Source organism: Micromonospora mirobrigensis, assembly GCF_900091555.1.
Lineage (GTDB): Bacteria > Actinomycetota > Actinomycetes > Mycobacteriales > Micromonosporaceae > Micromonospora > Micromonospora mirobrigensis.
The window spans coordinates 795,409-813,519 of sequence record NZ_FMCX01000002.1 but is presented as its reverse complement, the minus strand read 5'-3'; the positions used below and the strand labels follow the sequence as shown (position 1 = coordinate 813,519).

Here is an 18,111-nt window from a genome sequence, read left to right as displayed (position 1 = left end):
CTGGTCGAACTGGCGTGCGCACTGCCGGGCGTGGCCGGGGCCGACGCCGAGCTGGTGCTGGTGCCCTGCGTGTCGGCCTGGCCCCGCCTGGTGGTGCAGATCTGCGACCCGGCCGACGCGATGCTGGCCTACCCCGTCACCGGCGGATCGTCGCGGGTGACCCCGTCGGTCGAGGCGCTGCTCGGGCGCAGCCGGTACCGGGTGCTGCGGCACACCGGCGTGCCGGTCTCCACCACGGAGCTGAGCCGTACGCTGCGGGTGGCCCCCTCGACGGTCTCCCACCACCTCGGCGTGCTGCTCGACGCCGGCCTGGTGAGCCGCGCCCGCCGGGGTCGTTCGGTGCTCTACCGGCGCACGCCGGCAGGTCAGCGGCTGCTGGACACCGGCGCCTGACCCGACCCGCCGGCCGCGCTGCCCGGTCCGTCGGTGCCGGGCACCGCGCCGTGCAGGGCGCGCAGCGAGCGGATCGCCGACCGGATCTCCTGGAGGTAGCGGCCGGGGGTGAGCGTCGGCTCGGGCACCGGGACCGGGGCGGCCGACTCCGGGTCGACTCCCACCGTGTCGATGCCGCAGCCGTACGGCAGCGCGAGGGTACGCAGCGCGTCGCAGTGCTGGAACGGCACGTAGATCGGCGCGGTCACCATCAGCACCGGGTCGCCGGCGCGCAGCCGCACGTGCTCGGCCCAGAACCGCTGGGTGTCGGCGGTGTGCGCCCGGCGCCGGTCCGGTTCGCTGGACGGTGCGGCGAGCACCCGCACCGGAGGCAGCCCGGGGCGGTGGTAGGTGCGCGACGACCAGGCCCGGTGCGGGTGGTCCGCGTCCTCGCCCTCCTCCCGCGTGGGCGTGTCCACCCCGAACGCGGCCCGTACGCCGGCGTCGAGGACGTCCACCTCGGTGGCGCAGCCGGGTATCCCGACGTCGGCAAGGAGCCGCGACTCGTCCGGCGACAGCGTCCGGAAACTGCCCAGCACCGCCACCTCGCCGGTGACCTCCACCCTGCGGGCGAGCTGCGCGGCGTATGCGGTGCGGCGCAGGCAGGCGTGCGCCAGGCCGCCCAGCACCAGCAGGTGCGCGTAGCCGGGCCGGGCCGGTGGGGTCGGCCGGACCAGGCCGAGCGCGTCGGCGGCGGCGAGGACCAGCCGGGCCGTGGCCGGGTCGAGGGCCGGCTCCCGGGCGTCCGGGCGTTCCCGCCCCTGGCGGAAGTCCCAGTGCCGGGCGGAGAAGTCGTCCAGCGCGGCGAGCACCGCCGACACGTCCCCGGCCGGCCAGTCGCCGCCGAAGTGGCCGACCAGTGTGCGCAGCGGCGGCGAGGCGATCCAGGCGCGCACCCCCGCCGCGAGTTCCGCCGTCGTGGTGACGGCCGCCCCGCCCGGCAGCGCCACCTGCGTCGTCCACATCAGGCGGATACTACCGGGGCGCGCCGCCGGGGGCGGGAGGTCGCAGGCGGCACCGACCGTCGACCGATCGGCGGTGGCGCCTGCGGATCGCGTCGTCGTCCGGCGGGGAGGACGACGGAACCGTCGGTGGCCGACCGTCCCGGGCCCGAAAACCGCAACGGTTCGGGTTGACGTGGTGTCAGGTGCGGCGGGTCGCTGGGCGACAGGGTGACAGTTGTCCGGGCCGCGAGGCGGTGAGAGCGTGCGGGGAACGCGAAACCGCCGCCGCTGAAGGGTGCGCCGAATGACCTCCGACGACCTGCTGGCCCGACACCGGGCCGTGCTCCCGTCCTGGATGCCGCTCTACTACGACGATCCGATCGAGCTGGTCGCCGGCTCCGGCCGGCGGGTGACCGACGCGCAGGGCCGCAGCTACCTGGACTTCTTCGGCGGCGTGCTGACCAACATGATCGGCTACGACATCCCGGAGATCCGCGAGGCGGTCGAGCGCCAGCTGCGTACCGGCGTCGTGCACAGCTCGACGCTCTACCTGATCCGGCAGCAGGTGGAGCTGGCCGAGAAGGTGGCCCGGCTCTCCGGCATCCCGGACGCCCGGGTCTTCTTCACCAACTCCGGCACCGAGGCGAACGAGGCGGCCCTGCTGGTGGCCACCAACTTCCGTCGCTCGCACCAGATCCTCGCCGTGCGCAACAGCTACCACGGCCGGTCGTACGCGGCGATGGGCGTGACCGGCAACCGGAACTGGACGGCCAGCGCGCTGAACCCGTTGCAGGTGGCCTGGCTGCACTCCGGGGAGCGGGTCCGTGGCCTGCTGTCGCGGCTCGACTCCGCCGACCGGATCGACGCCGCGGTGGAGGACCTGCGGGAGGTGCTGGCCACCCAGACCGCCGGCGACGTGGCCTGCCTGATCGCCGAGCCGATCCAGGGCGTCGGCGGCTTCGTCGCCCCGCCGGACGGGCTCTTCGCGGCCTGGAAGAAGGTCCTCGACGAGCACGGCATCCTGCTGGTCTCCGACGAGGTGCAGACCGGCTGGGGGCGTACCGGGGAGCACTTCTGGGGCTACCAGGCGCACGGCGTCACGCCGGACCTGCTCACCTTCGCCAAGGGCGTCGGCAACGGGTTCGCCCTGGCCGGCGTGGTCGGCCGGGCCGAGGTGCTGGAGTCGGTGCCGGCGATCAGCTTCTCCACCTTCGGCGGCAACCCGGTCTCCGCCGCCGCCGGCAACGCCGTCCTGGACTACCTGCGCGACCACGACCTCCAGGCCAACGCCGCCCGGGTCGGGGCCATCCTCGCCGACGGCCTGCGGGCCGCCGTGTCCGATCTGGATCAGGTCGCCGAGGTACGCGGCAAGGGCCTGATGCTGGCCGTCGAGTTCGTCCGCCCGGGCGGCTCCGAGCCGGACCCGGCGCTGACCGGACGGGTCTTCGAGGCGTGCCGGGCCGGTGGCCTGCTGGTCGGCAAGGGCGGCCTGTACGGCAACGTGGTGCGGATGGGCCCACCGTTGACGCTCACCGAGGAGGAGGCCCGGGAGGGCCTGGCCATCCTGGTCGACGCGATCCGCACCAGCGTGGTCGCCGCGTGAACCGGATCGGGCACTTCGTCGACGGCAAGCGGGTCTCCGGCTGGTCGGAGCGGCACGGGGACGTCTTCGACCCGGCGACCGGGCGGCGTACCGGCGCGGTGGAGCTGGCCTCCGCCGCGGACGTCAACCGGGCGGTCGAGGCCGCCGAGCGGGCGGCGCGCGGCTGGCGCGACGCCTCGCTGTCCCGGCGGACCGCGGTGCTCTTCGCCTTCCGGGAGCTGGTCTCGGCCCGCCGGGAGCGGCTCGCCGAGGTGATCACCGCCGAGCACGGCAAGGTGCTCGCCGACGCCGCCGGGGAGGTGCAGCGCGGCCTGGAGGTGATCGAGTACGCCTGCGGCATCCCCTCGGCGCTGCGCGGCGGGTTCAGCGAGAACGTCTCCACCGAGGTCGACTCGTACACCCTGCGCCAGCCGCTCGGCGTGGTCGCGGTGATCTCGCCGTTCAACTTCCCGGTGATGGTGCCGCTGTGGTTCGTCCCGGTTGCGGTGGCCTGCGGCAACGCGGTGGTGCTCAAGCCCAGCGAGAAGGACCCGAGCGCGGCGCTGCTGCTGGCCGAGTGGTTCGCCGAGGCGGGGCTGCCCGACGGGGTGCTCAACGTGGTCAACGGCGACAAGGAGGCCGTCGACGCGCTGCTGGACCACCCCGCGGTGCGGGCGGTGTCCTTCGTCGGCTCCACCCCGGTCGCCCGGTACGTGCACCAGCGCGGCTCGCTGGCCGGCAAGCGGGTGCAGGCGCTCGGCGGGGCGAAGAACCACATGGTGGTGCTCCCCGACGCCGACCTGGACCTGGCCGCCGACGCGGCGGTCAACGCCGGCTTCGGCTCGGCGGGGGAGCGGTGCATGGCGATCTCCGCGCTGGTGGCGGTGGAGCCGGTCGCCGACGCGCTGGTCGCGCGGATCGCCGACCGGATGGCCGGGTTGCGTACCGGGGACGGCCGGCGCGGCTGTGACATGGGCCCCCTGGTCACGTCCGCGCACGCGGCGAAGGTCCGCTCCTACGTGGCGGCCGGGGTCGAGGCGGGCGCCGTGCCGGTGGTCGACGGGCGGGACGTCACCCCGGACGGCGACGCGGACGGGTTCTGGCTCGGCCCGACCCTCTTCGACCACGTCACCCCGGACATGTCGATCTACACCGACGAGATCTTCGGCCCGGTGCTCGGCGTCGTCCGGGTCGGCTCGTACGACGAGGCGGTGGAGCTGGTCAACGCCAACCCGTACGGCAACGGCACGGCGATCTTCACCAACGACGGCGGCGCCGCCCGGCGCTACCAGCACGAGGTGGAGGTGGGCATGGTCGGCATCAACGTGCCGATCCCGGTGCCGATGGCGTACTACTCGTTCGGCGGGTGGAAGGCGTCGCTCTTCGGTGACCTGCACGCGCACGGCGACGACGGGGTGCGCTTCTACACGAGGGGCAAGGTGGTCACCAGCCGCTGGCTGGACCCGAGCCACGGCGGGGTCAACCTCGGCTTCCCCACCCAGACCTGAGCAGCCGCAGCAGTCCCGCCCCGGCCAGGTACGCCACCAGCGCCGGGGCGGGCAGCCCCAGCGGCTCGGGGTGCGACTTGCGGGTGAGGCTGTTCAGCAGCAGCCCGGCGACCACGCCGGCGTACCCGGCGACGGTGAGCCCGCTCCGGGCGGCTCGTACCCGGGTCGTCGCGTCCCCGCCGACGACCGACCGGGTGGTGCGGCGGGTGCGGGCCTCGATCGGGCCGAGGACGGCGACCAGCGCGCCGAGCACCACGGCCAGGGCGAGCAGCCAGGGCACCCGCCAGGCCCACCAGGCCGCCGTGCCGACGGTCGGGGTGGGCAGCACGCCGAGCGCGTCCAGCAGCCCGATCAGCAGGATCGCCGCGGTGAGGTGCCAGAGGAAGACGGTCAGCACCACCGCGTTGACCGCGATCACCGCCTGCCACGGTCCGCGGCGACGCAGCCACCGCTGCGCCGGGACGCGCAGCAGCAGGATCAACCCCAGCTGGGCGGTGAAGGCGGCCAGCAGGGCCAGGCTGGGCGGGGCGGCGTTGTCCAGCCGCTCGCCGGGCACGTTCAGCATCACCACCGGGTACGGCCCGACGACGGTCAGCAGCACCAGCGCCACCAGCCCGGCGGTGAGCAGGACCGCGCCGGCCCGCCGGGTCAGCGGCAACCGTCGGCGACCGGGCAGCTGCGGGGTGCGGGCGTCGTGCCAGGCGAAGCCGATCTGGTGTACGGCCAGCCAGCCGAACAGGTAGTTGCCGCCGGCCAGCCCGGCCGGTCCGAGCAGCCGGCCCAGGTCGCCCAGCGCCACCAACCCGACCAGCGCCGCCGGCACGGCGAGCCCGAAGCGGCGGTGCAGCGCGTACATCGGCGGGGTCAGCGGCACCACCACCAGGTAGGCGACGAGGAACCAGAGCGGGATGGTGGCGAACCAGACCACCTCGCGTACCTGCGCCGGGTCCGCCCCGCGTAGCGAGGCGACGCCGGCTCCGAGGGTGAGCACCACCAGCAGGGCGGTGGTGGGGCGGACCAGCCGGGCGCTGCGGTCGACCAGCCAGCCGGTGGCGGTGCCGGGCCCGGGCTGCCGGCGCCGGTGGGCGGCCAGCGAGGCGGCGTTGGCGAAGCCGCCGACCAGGAAGAAGACCGGCATCACCTGGGCCACCCAGGTCAGCGGCCAGACCCAGGGCAGGTCGCCCAGCGCCGAGTGTCCGGTGGGTCGCCCGACGGCGTCGTACGTGATGACGGTGATGCCCCAGTGACCGATTACGACCATGGTGATGGCGAGCGCACGGAGCAGGTCGGCGTAGCGCTCCCGCCCGGCCGGCGTGCGCTCGGCGAGCTGCCGGAGGCGGCGCATCCTCCCAGGCTAGGCCAGCCCACCGGGGCCGGTGACGAGAAGCTGCAACCTCCCGCGCCGGCCCCGGCGGCGGCAGATTCGGGGGAAATGCTGGCTCGGGCGGCCCGGAGACGTCAACTTCCCGGAAGTTGGTCGGATCTTGCCGCGCGGGTCAGGCGGGCGGTCGCATCAGCAGGGCGTGCAGGGCGGTCGGATCGGTGACCTCGGGCAGGTCGCGGGCGGCGAGCCAGGCCGCGGCGGTGGCGCCGTCCCCGGCGGTGCACACCGGGGCGTCCGGCCAGCGGCCGCCGACCTCGGCGCGGACGGCGGAGGCCAGCGGGGTGTCCGCGGTCAGCAGGCCGCCGCCGAGGACCAGCGGGCGCGTCGACCCGGGGGGCCGGATCCGGTCGGCGGTCTCGGCGAGGTGCGCGGCCCCCTCGGCGACCAGCGAACAGGCGACCGGCTCGCCCTCGGCGGCGGCGGTGACCACCAGCGGGGCCAGCCGGGCCAGCTCCACCGGTGGGCGCCGGGTCACCGCCTGCACCACGGCGTCCACGGTGGCCCGGGGACGGGCGGCCACCTCGCCGGTGCCGAGGAGTTCCGCGAGGACCCGACGGCCGAGCGGCCCGGGATGCTCGCCCCGGTCCAGGGTGGCCAGCACCTGGCGGACCGCCTCCCGGCCGAGCCAGAAGCCGGAGCCGGCGTCTCCGAGCAGCCACCCGTGCCCGTCGGCGACCCGATCCAACCGCAGGCCGGCCACCTGCGCGGCGATCGCGCCGGTGCCGGCGACGAGCACCGTGCCGTCCGGTTCCGGGCTGCCCGATGCGTACGCGACCAGGGCGTCGCCGTGCACCGCGTACGGGCAGCGCAGCCCCGCCTCGCGCCAGGCCCGGTCGAAGGCGGCCCGGCCGGCGGGGTCGGCGAGCAGCCGGCCCGCCCCGGCGAGCCCGATGGTGCCGGCGCGCACGTCGGCCGGGTCCACGTCGGCCAGTGCGGCATTCAGCGCGGCGAGCAGTCGCGCGGCGGCCACGTCGGCGCCGTGGGTGGTCGGGTTGCCGCCGCCGGCCCGGCCGCTGCCGACCCGGACGCCGGCGGGGGTGAGGGCGACGGCGCGGGTGGACGTACCCCCGACGTCGAGGCCGACCACGATGGTGCCGGACATCCGGTGCGGCCTCCCTGACTCGGGTGTGGGGAAGCATTCATGCTGGTCGGCGCGGCGTCGAGGGGCAAGGCCGGCGGGGCGGCGGGCGGTGTGTCCCAGGTAACGGTTTGAAAACTTCGCCCACGCTCTTGACAGGAAGGGGCCTTCAGTAAGAACTTTTACCACTAACAGTTAACACTCTTTCCGAAAGGCTCTCGATGGCCGAACACGAGGTGGACACCGGCGCGGGGACCGCCCTGGTCGACGCCGACGTGGCGGAGCGGCGGGGCGCGACGGGCGCCACCGTCGCCGAGGGCGTGCTGGTCAGGGTCCGGACCGGCACGGAGGAGCTGACGGGGGCGCTGCGCCGGGTCGCCGAGCACGTGCTCAGCGACCCGGAGGCAGCGGCCCGGGCGACCATCGTGGAGCTGGCCGAGCGCAGCGGCACGTCACCGGCCACCATCACCCGGTTCTGCCGGGCGATGGGCTTCGACGGCTACGCCGACCTGCGACTCGGCATCGCCGCGGAGACCGGACGGGCCCGCTCGGCCGGCTGGACCGTGGACATCGGGCGCGAGATCCAGCCCGGCGACCCGCTGTCCCGGGTGCTCGACCAGATCATGGCCGCCGACACCCGGGCCATGCACGACACCGCCGCCCGCCTCGACCTCGCCGAGGTCGAACGGGCCGCGACGGCGATCGCCGGGGCCACCCGGGTCACCATCTTCGGCGCCGGCGGCAGCGCCCTGGTCGGCACCGAGATGCAGGCCAGCCTGCACCGCATCGGAGTGGCCGTGTGGGCCTGGAGCGACGTGCACGAGGGACTGGCCGGTGCCGCGCTGCTCGGCCCCGGCGACGTCGGCCTCGGTGTCTCGCACACCGGGCAGACCCGGGAGACCATCGAGATGCTCGCCGAGGCGGGCAGCCGCGGCGCCACCACCGTCGCGCTGACCGGCTTCCCCCGCTCGCCGCTGGCCGAGCTGGCCGACGTCGTGCTCCTCACCGCCAGCCAGGCCACCAGCTTCCGGCCCGACGCGCTCTCCGCGCGGCACCCGCAGCTGGTGGTGCTGGACCTGCTCTACATCGCGGTCGCCCAGCGCACCCACGACCGCGCCCACGCGGCCTTCCGGCGTACCGCCCAGGCCGTCGACGGGCACAAGGCCGCGAAGGGGGTCACCCCGTGATCGCGGACGCACTGCACCTCGTCCCAACACCACAAGGAGAGATCGAGATGGCGGACACCCCCGAGAACCCGGCCGACCTGAGCCGCCGTTCCCTGCTGCGCCGCGCCGCCGCGGCGGGCCTGCTCGTCACCCCGGCCGCCGGCCTGCTCAGCGCCTGCGCCGGCAGCGAGCCGGCCAAGTCCACCGACACCGGTGGCGGGACGACCAGCGCGGACAACCCGTTCGGCGTCAAGGACGGCAGCGCGGTCAAGGTGGTCATTTTCAACGGTGGCCTCGGCGACCAGTGGGCCAAGGAAGACAAGGTCGTCTTCAACGGCAAGCACCCGAACGTCACGGTCAACATGAGCTCGACTCAGAAGATCAAGACCGAAGAGCAGCCGAAGATGGCCACCCAGCCGAGCGACCTGGTGATGAACTCCGGCGCCGACATGATGGACATCAGCACGCTGGTCAACGAGGGCGCGATCGAGCCGCTGGACGACGTGCTCGCCGCGCCGGCCTGGGAGGGCGGCGGCACGGTGGCCGACACCCTGCTGCCCGGCACCCGCGAGGACGGCACCTTCGAGGGCAAGTTCTACGTCGTCAACGTGGCCTTCACGGTCTGGGGCAACTGGTACAACGGCGCGCTCTTCGACAAGGAGGGCTGGACCCCGCCGACCACCTTCGACGAGTTCTTCGCCCTGGCGCCGAAGATCAAGGCCAAGGGCATCGCACCGTACGTCCACGACGCCGTGCACGGCTACTACCCGCGCTGGGCGCTGATGGCGACCATCTGGAAGTCCGCCGGCAAGCAGGCCGTGGTGGACATCGACAACCTGAAGGAGAACGCCTGGAAGGCCGACGGGATCCTGCCGGCGCTCCAGGTCTGGGAGAAGCTGGTCAAGGACAAGCTGCTGCTGCCGGGCAAGCTCAACCACACCCAGTCGCAGCAGGCCTGGCTGGACGGCAAGGCCGCCTTCATCCAGGTCGGCACCTGGCTGAAGAACGAGATGGCCTCCACCATCCCGCCGGGCTTCGAGATGAAGCTGTCGGACTACTGGGGCCTCGGGGCCAGCGACAAGGCGCCCAAGGACGTCTTCGCCGGTGCCGGCGAGGGCCTGGTGGTGCCGAGCAAGGCGCCGAACAAGGCCGCCGCCAAGGAGTTCCTGCGGGCGGTGCTCTCCAAGGCCGGCTCCGCCAAGTACGCCGAGCTGACCAAGTCGCTGGCCTCCACCAAGGGCTCCGGCGACAATGTGCAGGACTCGGCGCTGGCCACCGCGAACGAGCTGATGAAGAACGCCCCCAAGGACCTGATCAAGACCAAGTTCTGGGACTTCTACGCCGACCTGGACAAGGAGAGCCAGAACCTCTCCGAGGAGCTGATGGCCGGCCGGCTCACCGCACAGCAGTTCGTCGACCGGATGCAGCAGGCGGCCGACAAGGTCGCCAAGGACTCGTCGGTCAAGAAGCAGACCCGCACCGCCTGACGCTTAACGAGGAAGTGAGTCCCATGCGGCACGGTGTCGCGCGTTTCGTCACGGGCTTCCTGGCCCTGCCCGTCGCGCTCTACCTCTTCTACGTGGTGTGGCCCTTCGCCCAGGCGGCCGGCTACTCGCTGACCGACTGGGGAGGGTACTCCGACCGGCAGGAGTTCGTCGGGCTGGACAACTACGTCCGGCTGTTCTCCGACGAGCTGATCCGCAAGGCGTTCTGGCACAACGTGTTCTTCCTGATCACCGTGCCGCTGTTCACCATCGGGCTGGCCCTGTTCCTCGCGTTCCTGCTCAACGTGGGCGGACGCGAGGACAGGGCCGGCATCCGGGGGGTGTTCGGCTCCGGCCTCTACAAGGTCGTCTTCTTCTTCCCGCAGGTGCTGTCGCTGGTGGTCATCGCCGTGATGTGGCAGCAGATCTACCGCACCGACGAGCAGGGCCTGATCAACGGACTGCTGATCAAGATTGGGTTGGTCGACGCCGACAACCCGATCGCCTTCACCGCGGACCCGGAGCCGTTCCTCGGCGTACCGGCGGTGCTGTGGTGGCTGCTGCTGATCGCCGTCTGGAGCGGCGCCGGCTTCTACATGGTGCTCTTCTCCGCGGCCATGCAGTCCATCCCGAAGGACATCTACGAGGCGGCCCTCCTCGACGGGGCCAGCCGGTTCCACACCTTCTTCCGGATCACCCTGCCGCTGCTGCGCGACACCATCTCGGTGGCCTGGGTCTACCTGGGCTTCATCGCCCTGGACATGTACGCGCTGGTCTTCGTGATGACGCCCAGCCAGGGCGGGCCCGACCACGCCAGCGAGATCTTCGCGTCGGTGCTCAACTTCACCGCGTTCCAGAAGGGCCAGTTCGGCTACGCCTGCGCGATGGGCGTGTCGCTGGCGATCTTCACGATCCTGCTCGCCGCCGCGCAGCTCCGGATCACCCGCCGTGAGCGGATCGAGTACTGAGGAGGCCTGGACGATGAGCACCACGACGCACGCCCGCACGGACCAGGCCCCGCCCGTCGGCACCCCCGAAGCCGGGCGGTCCCGGCCGGTGGGGCCCGGGATCGGCGCCCGCTTCTTCAACGGCTTCTCGCACCTGTTCCTGGTGGTGTGGACGGTGATGGTCGTCTACCCGCTGGTGTGGGTGGTGATGTCGGCGCTCAAGGACGACTCCGAGGTCATCCGCGAGCCGCTGTCGCTGATCCCCGACAAGCTGCACTTCGAGAACTTCGCCCGGGCCTGGGGGGAGGGGCACCTGGGCGCGTTCTTCCTCAACACCGTGCTGGTGCTGGCCGGCAGCGTCACCCTGACCATGCTGCTCGGCTCGATGGCCGCCTACGTGCTGGCCCGGTACGAGTTCCGCGGCAACCGGGCCATCTACTACATGTTCCTGTCCGGCCTGACCCTGCCGATCTACCTGGCCGCGGTGCCGCTGTTCAAGGGCGTCTACAACACCGGGATCGTCTTCCCGCTGCTCGGGCCGAACAAGCACCTCATGCTGATCCTGGTCTACGTCGCCTGGTCGCTGGCGTTCACCGTCTTCTTCATGCACTCGTTCTTCCGTACCCTGCCCGACTCGATCGCCGAGGCCGGCCTGGTCGACGGTGCCTCGCACAGCCGGCTCTTCTTCAGCGTGATGCTGCCGATGGCCAGGCCCGGCCTGATCAGCATCGGCATCTTCAACGTGCTCGGCCAGTGGAACCAGTGGTACCTGCCGACCCTGCTGATGCAGTCGGTGGCGGGCGAGCCGAAGAACCAGGTGATCTCCGCGGGCCTGATCGAGCTGTCGGTGAACCAGGGCTACAAGTCCGACTGGTCGGGGCTGTTCGCCGGGGTCACCATGGCGATGCTGCCGGTGCTGATCGTCTACATCGTCTTCCAGCGCCAGGTGCAGTCCGGCCTGACCGCGGGCGTCAGCAAGTAGGTCGCGCCGGCCGGGGCGGGCCCGCTACGCCGCGCCGGCCGGTCTCCGGCCGGCGCGCAGCCCGCCCCAGAGCAGCAGGAGGCAGCCGCCGGTCTCCTACGTCTACTCCCGACCGGAACGGGTCTCGGTGGAGGCCGCGGCGAAGGTCCGCGCGGCGGCGCGGCAGTTGGGCTACCCCGGGCCGCGCCCGGCGGCCCGCTCATTGCGGCGGGGTCGGCTGGGCAACCTCGGCGTCGTGCTCGGCGAGCGGTTGAGCTACGCGTTCGAGGATCCGCAGGCGGCGCGCTTCCTCGCCGGCGTCGCCGACGTGTGCGCCGCCGAGGGCGTCGGACTCACCCTGGTGCCGATCACCGGCGAACCTTCGGACGCCCAGCGGGTCGCCCAGGCCGCGGTGGACGGCTTCGTCGTCTGGACCACCAGCGACGACGACCCGGTCCTGGACGCGGTCGCCGACACCGGCCTGCCCGCCGTGGTCCACGCCGGCCCGCACGGGCGGGGCATGCCGGTGATCGGCATCGACGACCGGGCCGCGGCCGTCGCCATCGGGCAGGTGGCGTTCGCCGGCGCCCGCCGTCCCGTCGTGCTCGGCTTTCCGCTCGACCGGCGTCGCGCCCGCCTGCTGCTGAGCGGGGACCAGGTGGGGGAGGTGCGATTCCCGGTGACCCGACACCGGTGGACTGGCCTGCGCGACGCCTGGACGCTCGCCGGCCACCCCGCGGAGCGGCTGCGGCTCGCGGTCTGCCCGGTCAACGACTCCCGCGAGGGGGAGAGGTTCGCCCTCGAACTGCTCGACGGCGCTGACCCGCCGGACGCCGTCGCCGCGATGAGCGACGAACTCGCCCTCGGCGTGCTGCGCGCCGCTGCCGGTATGGGCCTTCGGGTGCCCGACAATCTGGTGGTGACGGGTTGGGACGACAGTGACGCCGCCACCCCCGCCGGACTGACGACGGTTGCCCAGTCCCTACGGGAGCAGGGCGCGCACTGCGCCCGCGCGGCGCTCGGCCGACCGGGCCGGACCGACCCCCGCCATGAGTGGCAGGTCGTGCAGCGGACGAGCAGCCGCCGGGCGTCGGCGGACTAGCCGCCGGGTCGCTGCCGCCAGGGCAGTTCGACCGACTGCCCACGCCGCGCACGGCCGCCCCTGTGATTGGATCCGGTGTCATGCCCGTCCACCGCTCGCTATTCCTCCACTCCGGGCCGCGCCGCCGGCCGCACGACGTGCTGCGCGCGATGCTCGACCAGGGGATCGAGCTGTTCGGTGGGCCGGGGTCCACGCGGGACCCGGACCGGTGCCCGTTCGAGGTGACGGTCGGCGGGAACGTCCTCGACCCCGCCCCGCAGGAGGTCGTCGCCGCCCTGCGCGACCTGTTGGAGCGTGCGCGGTGACGGAGGCGGCGACCGTCGTCGAGATCCGCCGGTTCCCGGTCAAGTCACTGCTGGGTGAACGGCTGACCGCCGTGGACGTGGAGTACCGCGGGCTGTCCGACGACCGGCGCTGGGCGGTGCGTGACCCGGACGGCAAACTGGGCAGCGGCAAGAACACCCGCCGCTTCCGCCGGATGCCCGGCCTGCTCGACCTGCGCGGCCGTTCCGCCGTACCGGTGCCGATCGTGGAACTGCCGGACGGTCGGGTGTTCCCCGTCGACGACCCCACCGGCCACGCGGCGGTCGGGGCGGCGCTCGGCCGACAGGTCACCATCGCGCCCGAGGTCGACGTCCCGCACCACGACGAGGGGCCGGTCAGTCTGATCACCACGGCGGCCCTGGGCCGGCTCGCCGAGTTGACGGGGGAGCCGGTCGAGCCGGCGCGGTTCCGGGCGAACCTGCTCGTGGACGTACCCGGGACCGGCTTTCCGGAGGACGACTGGCTCGGCCGCGACCTGCGCGTCGGGGCCGATCTGGTGCTGCGCCCGCAGGCGAGGCAGACCCGGTGCGTGATGATCGACCAGCCCCAGGGTGACCTGCCGGAGCACGGTGCGCTGCTCCGGACCGTCGCCGAGCACCACGGAATGACCTTCGGCCTGTGGGCGACAGTCGTGCGTCCCGGCCAGGTCGCCGTCGGCGATCCGCTCGTGGTGCTGCCCGCCGGCCGCCGGGAGAGCTGACCACCGTCGCGGGGCGTCCGGTCGTGCTGGGTCCGCCGGATGCGCCGCCGCCGTCCCCGCCCCCGTGCCAGACTCGGCCGGGTGAGCACCGCACTCGTCCTGGCCGGTGGCGGCGTCGCCGGCATCGCCTGGGAACTCGGCGTCCTGCGCGGCCTCGCCGACGCCGAACCCGCTCTCACCGACCGCATCCTGGCCGCCGACGTCGTGGTGGGTACCTCGGCGGGCGCCTCCGTCGCGGCCCAGATCACCAGCGGCGTCCCGCTGGACGACCTCTACCAGGCGCAGTTGCGCCCGGGCAGTGCCGAGATCGAGGTGGAGATCGACACCGATGTGCTCCTCGCCGACCTGGCCGCGGCGATGGCGGGTGCGGCGACGCCCGAGGAGGCCCGCCGGCGGGTCGGCCGGCTGGCGCTGGCCGCGGACACGGTCCATCCGTCGGTGCGGTTGGCGGCGGTGGACGCCCGGCTGCCGGTCAAGCGCTGGCCGGACCGGCGGCTGCTGGTCACCGCGGTCGACGCCGACACCGGCGAGCGGGTCGTGCTGACCCGCGACTCGGGGGCCACCCTGCTCGACGCGGTCGCCGCCAGCGCCGCGGTCCCGGGCGTCTGGCCGGTCGTCACGGTCGGCGACCGCCGGCTGATGGACGGCGGCGCGTGGTCGGCGGCGAACGCCGACCTGGCTGCCGGCGCGGCGCACGTGCTGATCATCCGTCCCGTCCTGGCGGCCACGCCGGAGCCGTGGGGCAACCTCACCGAGGAGATCGAGACCCTGGCGCCCGCGGCGGTGCACGTGATCGACGCCGACCCGGCCTCGATCGAGGCGTTCGGCGCCAACGCGCTCTCCCCGGCGACCCGGGGCCCGGCCGCCCGGGAGGGACGCCGGGTGGGCGCCGCGCACGCGGACCACGTCGCCGCCCTCTGGCCCTGAGCGGCGCTCTGGTCGTGAGCCGTGCCCAGGCCCGGAGCCGGGAGCGGGTGGGTGCTGGACGGGGTGCGCTAGCCTGCCGGCCGTGGAGAAGGACGAATCTCTCAGTGAGCAGCGGATCAAGCATCTGGAGTTCATCCAGGCGATCGTCAACCGGCTCGGCACCAACTCCTTCCTGATCAAGGGATGGGCGATCACCGTCACGGCCGCGATCTTCGCCTTCGAGGCCAAGGATCCGAACTGGCGGATGGCGCTCACGACGTTCCTGCCGGTGGTCGCCTTCTGGCTGCTCGACTCCTACTTCCTGCGGCAGGAGCGGCTGTTCAGGCGCCTCTACGACGATGTCCGGCGCAAGGACTCGAGCACCGAGCCGTTCTCCATGGACGTGCGCCCCTACCAGCGTGCGGTGCGGCTGTCAGCCGTCGTCCGGTCCCGCACCATGGTGATCTTCTACGGCGTGCTCTTCGTGCTGGCGGTGGTGTTCTTCCTGGTCAGCCTCTTGCACACCGGGTCGGCGGCGTAGGCGCTCAGCGGGACGTCGGCGGTGCGGTGAGGGTCGCGGCCCGGATGCGCTCGGCGATCTCGTCCTGAGTCCGGTCGTCGGTCTCCTCGGGAGGCGGCCAGATCGCGCCCATCCGGTCGGCGGCCCATCGGGGCACCACGTGCGTGTGCAGGTGGTACACGCTCTGCGAGGCGGCCTTCCCGGCCGAGCTGACGATGTTCATGCCCGCCGGGTCGAGGGCCGCCCGGACGGCCGTGGCCACCTCCAGCACGGCGCGGGTCAGCGTGGCGGCCAGCGCGGGCTCCACCGCGAAGAAGTCCGGCACGTGCGTGTTCGGCACCACCAGCGTGTGCCCCGGGGTGGCGGGCCGCAGCGGGAGGAAGGCGGTGGTCCGCGCCGTGCGGTGCACGACCCGGGCCGGTTCCCGTCCGGCCACGATCCGGCAGAACGGGCAGTGGAGTCTCATCTGTCTCCTTCGGGTGGCGCGCCGCGGGACCCGGGTGAGGGCGGGTCGGGTCCAGCATCGCGTACCGGCGGGCGTCCGGCCGCGGCATCCCCGGCCCCGGCGGGGTGACCGGCGACCGGATCGTGGCCGATCACGGCGGCGGTGTCACAGGGGCGAGGCAGAATCGCGTCCGTGCCGGTGGCGGTGGTGTCCGACGAGCGGGGCGGGGGAGTGCTGCAACCCCTCGACCCCGCCGGTCACCCCGTGGCACCCGCCGAGCCGGTCACCGACCTGGCCGCCGCGGTCGCCGCCCGGGAGGCGGCCGAGGGTCCCCGTTGGGTCTGGGGCACCGGCGCCACGATCTATCCGGCGCTGCTGCGTGCCGGGGTCCGGTTGGACCGCTGTCACGACGTCGAGCTGACCGAGGCGCTGCTGCTGGGCCACGCCGGCCGTTGGGGCGAGCCGCGCTCGCTCGCCGCGGCCTGGGCCCGGCTCACCGGCGCGTCGGTGCCGGCGGACCCGGCGCCCCGCCAGCCCGAGCCGCCCGGGCACGCCCAGGGCGCCCTCTTCGACACCCCGTCCGGGCCGCCGGGCCCGGGCATCACGGCGTTGACCCGGGTGTACGCCGACCAGCTCACCCGGATCGCGGCGACCGAGCATCCCGGCCGGTTCCGGCTGCTGGTCGCCGCCGAGTCGGCCGGCGTGCTGGTGGCCGCCGAGATGGGCGCCACCGGGCTGCCCTGGCGGGTCGACGTGCACGACGCGATCCTCACCGAGCTGCTCGGCGGCCCCTCACCGGTGGGCGGTCCGCCGCGCCGGCTGGCCGAGCTGTCGGCCCGGATCGCCGAGCTGCTCGGAGTGCCCGGCCTGCACATCGACTCGCCGGCCGAGCTGATCAGGGCGTTCGCCCGGGCCGGGGTGGAGCTGCCCAACACCCGGGCCTGGGTGCTGCGCGGCGTCGACCATCCCGCGGTGCCGTTGGTCCTGGAATACAAGGAGCTCTACCGGATCTGGACGGCGCACGGCTGGGCCTGGCGCGACGCCTGGGTCGCCGGCGGTCGGTTCCGCCCCGAGTACGTGCCGGGCGGGGTCGTCTCCGGCCGGTGGGCCACCCGGGGCGGGGGCGCGTTGCAGATCCCCAAGGTGATCCGGCGGGCGGTGGTTGCCGACCCGGGCCACCGGTTCGTGGTGGCCGACGCCGGCCAGCTGGAGCCGCGGGTGCTCGCCGCGGTCTCCGGGGACGCCCGGCTGGCCGCGGCCGGTGGGGCGGGCGACCTCTACGCGGCGTTGGCCCGGGACGCGTTCGGCGGCGACCGGGCGCGGGCCAAAGTGGCCCTGCTCGGCGCGATGTACGGGCAGACCGGCGGCGCAGCCGTGCCGGCGCTGGCCGTGCTGCGGCGCAACTATCCGGTCGCCTTCGGCTACGTGGAGGCGGCCGCCCGCACGGGGGAGGCGGGCGGGCTGGTCCGGTCGTGGCTGGGGCGGACCTGCCCGCCGGGTTCGGCCGGATTCGGCGACGGCCTGCCGGGGCTGGACCCGGAGCCGGTCGCCGACCCGCAGAGCCCGGGGGCCCGGGCGGCCCGGTCCCGGGGCCGGTTCACCCGCAACTTCGTCATCCAGGCCACCGCCGCCGAGTGGGCCTCCACCCTGCTGGCGGTGCTGCGTACGGCGCTCGCCGGCACCGCCGCCGAGCTGGTCTTCTTCCAGCACGACGAGGTGGTGGTGCACTGCCCGGCCGAGCAGGCGGAGGCGGTGGCCGAGACGGTGACCCGCTGCGGCGAGCGGGCGACCGCGCTGCTCTTCGGCGACACCCCGGTGCGGTTTCCGCTTGATCTGTCCATCGTCGACTGTTACGCCGACGCCACCTAGCGGCACTATTTCCGATTTGCCCCGCTACCCCGTCCCGGCGGCGCTCGTTGGGTCCGGTGTGCGTACGACGGGTCGGACCGGACGCCAGCGCGCCCGGCCGGTCCCCACTGTCGAGGGGGCACAGCTGAACCGGATCGCAGCAATGATCATCGCAGCGGGTGGCGGGCGCCGTATCGGCGGACCCGAGGCGCTGCTGCACCAGGGGGAGCGGCCCCTGGTGAACCGGATGATCGACACGATGAACGAGGCGGGCTGCGGACAGGTCGTGGTCGTGCTCGGGGCGGCGGCCGACCAGGTCCGCGAGACGACCGACCTGACCGGCGCCACCGTGGTGGTCAACCGGGCCTGGGGCACCGGTGTCGGCTCGTCGATCCGCGCCGGGCTGGCAGCCCTCACCGACGAGACGATCGAGGCGGTCGTGGTGGTGCCGGTGGACATGCCCGGCCTGACCGCCGCCGCCGTCCGCCGGGTCACCGCCCTGCCCTACCCGGACGTGCTGGTCTGCGCCACCTACAGCGGGCTGCGCGGCTACCCGATGCTCTTCGGCCGCCGGCACTGGCCGGGCATCGCCACCCTGGCCAGCGCCGACGTCGGCGCCCGGCCCTACCTGCTCGCGCACAAGGACCAGATCGTCGACATCGACTGCGACACGGTGGCCGACGGCAGCCGGGTGGACAGCCCGGAGCTGATGCTGCTCTACGGCCTGAGCGTGCCCGAGCAGCGCGTCGGCGTCTGACCCCACCGGGGTCCCGGCCTGAG

Annotated in this window: 18 protein-coding genes; 14 read left to right on the top strand and 4 right to left on the bottom strand. The window is 73.8% G+C overall.

Annotated features, from left to right (window positions below):
* The first annotated feature begins 30 nt into the window (after nt 1-30).
* Nucleotides 31-393 carry an ArsR/SmtB family transcription factor gene (locus GA0070564_RS10885; RefSeq protein ID WP_176730632.1) on the top strand — a complete coding sequence of 121 codons (363 nt, stop codon included), beginning with the start codon at nt 31-33 and terminating at the stop codon, nt 391-393.
* Here the strand turns inward: GA0070564_RS10885 and GA0070564_RS10880 are convergent.
* Nucleotides 366-1,397: a hypothetical protein gene (locus GA0070564_RS10880; RefSeq protein WP_245669904.1), complete on the bottom strand. Its 1,032-nt coding sequence runs from the start codon at nt 1,395-1,397 to the stop codon at nt 366-368. The two genes, GA0070564_RS10885 and GA0070564_RS10880, sit on opposite strands and share 28 nt — an antisense overlap.
* A 283-nt stretch (nt 1,398-1,680) precedes the next feature.
* On the opposite strand from GA0070564_RS10880, the gene GA0070564_RS10875 reads away from it, so the two are divergent.
* Nucleotides 1,681-2,979 (top strand): aspartate aminotransferase family protein, encoded by a 1,299-nt coding sequence (locus GA0070564_RS10875; protein WP_091606728.1) that lies wholly within the window; start codon nt 1,681-1,683, stop codon nt 2,977-2,979.
* The gene (locus GA0070564_RS10870; protein ID WP_091606725.1) at nt 2,976-4,466 is read left to right on the top strand and encodes a CoA-acylating methylmalonate-semialdehyde dehydrogenase; all 1,491 of its coding nucleotides are present in this window, start codon (nt 2,976-2,978) and stop codon (nt 4,464-4,466) included. The genes GA0070564_RS10875 and GA0070564_RS10870 overlap by 4 nt, the downstream gene beginning before the upstream one ends.
* Here the strand turns inward: GA0070564_RS10870 and GA0070564_RS10865 are convergent.
* Both GA0070564_RS10865 and GA0070564_RS10860 read right to left on the bottom strand, forming a co-directional pair.
* Complete coding sequence (locus GA0070564_RS10865) at nt 4,438-5,811, bottom strand: acyltransferase family protein (protein ID WP_091606720.1); 1,374 nt, start codon at nt 5,809-5,811, stop codon at nt 4,438-4,440. The genes GA0070564_RS10870 and GA0070564_RS10865 overlap by 29 nt on opposite strands.
* 151 nt (nt 5,812-5,962) lie before the next feature.
* Nucleotides 5,963-6,952, bottom strand: coding sequence for an N-acetylglucosamine kinase (locus tag GA0070564_RS10860; RefSeq protein ID WP_091606716.1), 990 nt, complete (start codon nt 6,950-6,952; stop codon nt 5,963-5,965).
* A 197-nt stretch (nt 6,953-7,149) separates the two neighbouring features.
* Between GA0070564_RS10860 and GA0070564_RS10855 the strand changes: the two genes are divergently transcribed.
* The 9 genes from GA0070564_RS10855 to GA0070564_RS10820 all read left to right on the top strand — a co-directional run bounded on the left by GA0070564_RS10855 (nt 7,150) and on the right by GA0070564_RS10820 (nt 15,059).
* Entirely contained in the window at nt 7,150-8,115 is a 966-nt protein-coding gene (locus GA0070564_RS10855; RefSeq protein WP_091606711.1) for a MurR/RpiR family transcriptional regulator, read from the top strand.
* Between the two features lie 47 nt (nt 8,116-8,162).
* Nucleotides 8,163-9,581, top strand: a complete 1,419-nt coding sequence (gene ngcE / locus GA0070564_RS10850; RefSeq protein ID WP_091606707.1) for an N-acetylglucosamine/diacetylchitobiose ABC transporter substrate-binding protein — start codon at nt 8,163-8,165, stop codon at nt 9,579-9,581.
* Nucleotides 9,582-9,604: 23 nt separating this feature from the next.
* Nucleotides 9,605-10,546 carry a carbohydrate ABC transporter permease gene (locus tag GA0070564_RS10845; RefSeq protein WP_091606704.1) on the top strand — a complete coding sequence of 314 codons (942 nt, stop codon included), beginning with the start codon at nt 9,605-9,607 and terminating at the stop codon, nt 10,544-10,546.
* 13 nt (nt 10,547-10,559) lie between these two features.
* Nucleotides 10,560-11,507, top strand: coding sequence for a carbohydrate ABC transporter permease (locus tag GA0070564_RS10840; RefSeq protein WP_091606701.1), 948 nt, complete (start codon nt 10,560-10,562; stop codon nt 11,505-11,507).
* A gap of 127 nt (nt 11,508-11,634) precedes the next feature.
* On the top strand, nt 11,635-12,588 hold the full coding sequence (locus GA0070564_RS10835; protein WP_218104910.1) for a substrate-binding domain-containing protein: 954 nt from the start codon (nt 11,635-11,637) through the stop codon (nt 12,586-12,588).
* Nucleotides 12,589-12,668: 80 nt separating this feature from the next.
* Nucleotides 12,669-12,893 (top strand): hypothetical protein, encoded by a 225-nt coding sequence (locus tag GA0070564_RS29835; RefSeq protein WP_245669903.1) that lies wholly within the window; start codon nt 12,669-12,671, stop codon nt 12,891-12,893.
* Nucleotides 12,890-13,612, top strand: a complete 723-nt coding sequence (locus tag GA0070564_RS10830) for an MOSC domain-containing protein (protein ID WP_245669902.1) — start codon at nt 12,890-12,892, stop codon at nt 13,610-13,612. The genes GA0070564_RS29835 and GA0070564_RS10830 overlap by 4 nt, the downstream gene beginning before the upstream one ends.
* Before the next feature lie 81 nt (nt 13,613-13,693).
* On the top strand, nt 13,694-14,539 hold the full coding sequence (locus tag GA0070564_RS10825; RefSeq protein ID WP_218104909.1) for a patatin-like phospholipase family protein: 846 nt from the start codon (nt 13,694-13,696) through the stop codon (nt 14,537-14,539).
* 82 nt (nt 14,540-14,621) lie between these two features.
* Nucleotides 14,622-15,059, top strand: a complete 438-nt coding sequence (locus GA0070564_RS10820) for a hypothetical protein (protein WP_218104908.1) — start codon at nt 14,622-14,624, stop codon at nt 15,057-15,059.
* 4 nt (nt 15,060-15,063) lie between these two features.
* Here GA0070564_RS10820 and GA0070564_RS10815 read toward each other — a convergent pair whose 3' ends face one another.
* Nucleotides 15,064-15,504, bottom strand: coding sequence for an HIT family protein (locus GA0070564_RS10815; RefSeq protein ID WP_091606683.1), 441 nt, complete (start codon nt 15,502-15,504; stop codon nt 15,064-15,066).
* Nucleotides 15,505-15,675: 171 nt separating this feature from the next.
* Between GA0070564_RS10815 and GA0070564_RS10810 the strand changes: the two genes are divergently transcribed.
* Nucleotides 15,676-17,352: a bifunctional 3'-5' exonuclease/DNA polymerase gene (locus tag GA0070564_RS10810; RefSeq protein WP_425412442.1), complete on the top strand. Its 1,677-nt coding sequence runs from the start codon at nt 15,676-15,678 to the stop codon at nt 17,350-17,352.
* Between the two features lie 142 nt (nt 17,353-17,494).
* The gene (locus tag GA0070564_RS10805) at nt 17,495-18,088 is read left to right on the top strand and encodes a nucleotidyltransferase family protein (RefSeq protein ID WP_091606678.1); all 594 of its coding nucleotides are present in this window, start codon (nt 17,495-17,497) and stop codon (nt 18,086-18,088) included.
* The last annotated feature ends 23 nt before the right edge of the window (nt 18,089-18,111 follow it).

What these genes read in the sequence shown, in the direction of transcription:
- GA0070564_RS10865 (WP_091606720.1), bottom strand. Translation starts at nt 5,811, where the DNA reads ATGCGCCGCCTCCGGCAGCTCGCCGAGCGCACGCCGGCCGGGCGGGAG.
- GA0070564_RS10840 (WP_091606701.1), top strand. Translation starts at nt 10,560, where the DNA reads ATGAGCACCACGACGCACGCCCGCACGGACCAGGCCCCGCCCGTCGGC.
- GA0070564_RS10875 (WP_091606728.1), top strand. Translation starts at nt 1,681, where the DNA reads ATGACCTCCGACGACCTGCTGGCCCGACACCGGGCCGTGCTCCCGTCC.
- GA0070564_RS10860 (WP_091606716.1), bottom strand. Translation starts at nt 6,952, where the DNA reads ATGTCCGGCACCATCGTGGTCGGCCTCGACGTCGGGGGTACGTCCACC.
- ngcE (WP_091606707.1), top strand. Translation starts at nt 8,163, where the DNA reads ATGGCGGACACCCCCGAGAACCCGGCCGACCTGAGCCGCCGTTCCCTG.
- GA0070564_RS10815 (WP_091606683.1), bottom strand. Translation starts at nt 15,504, where the DNA reads ATGAGACTCCACTGCCCGTTCTGCCGGATCGTGGCCGGACGGGAACCG.
- GA0070564_RS10845 (WP_091606704.1), top strand. Translation starts at nt 9,605, where the DNA reads ATGCGGCACGGTGTCGCGCGTTTCGTCACGGGCTTCCTGGCCCTGCCC.
- GA0070564_RS10880 (WP_245669904.1), bottom strand. Translation starts at nt 1,397, where the DNA reads ATGTGGACGACGCAGGTGGCGCTGCCGGGCGGGGCGGCCGTCACCACG.
- GA0070564_RS29835 (WP_245669903.1), top strand. Translation starts at nt 12,669, where the DNA reads ATGCCCGTCCACCGCTCGCTATTCCTCCACTCCGGGCCGCGCCGCCGG.
- GA0070564_RS10855 (WP_091606711.1), top strand. Translation starts at nt 7,150, where the DNA reads ATGGCCGAACACGAGGTGGACACCGGCGCGGGGACCGCCCTGGTCGAC.
- GA0070564_RS10805 (WP_091606678.1), top strand. Translation starts at nt 17,495, where the DNA reads ATGATCATCGCAGCGGGTGGCGGGCGCCGTATCGGCGGACCCGAGGCG.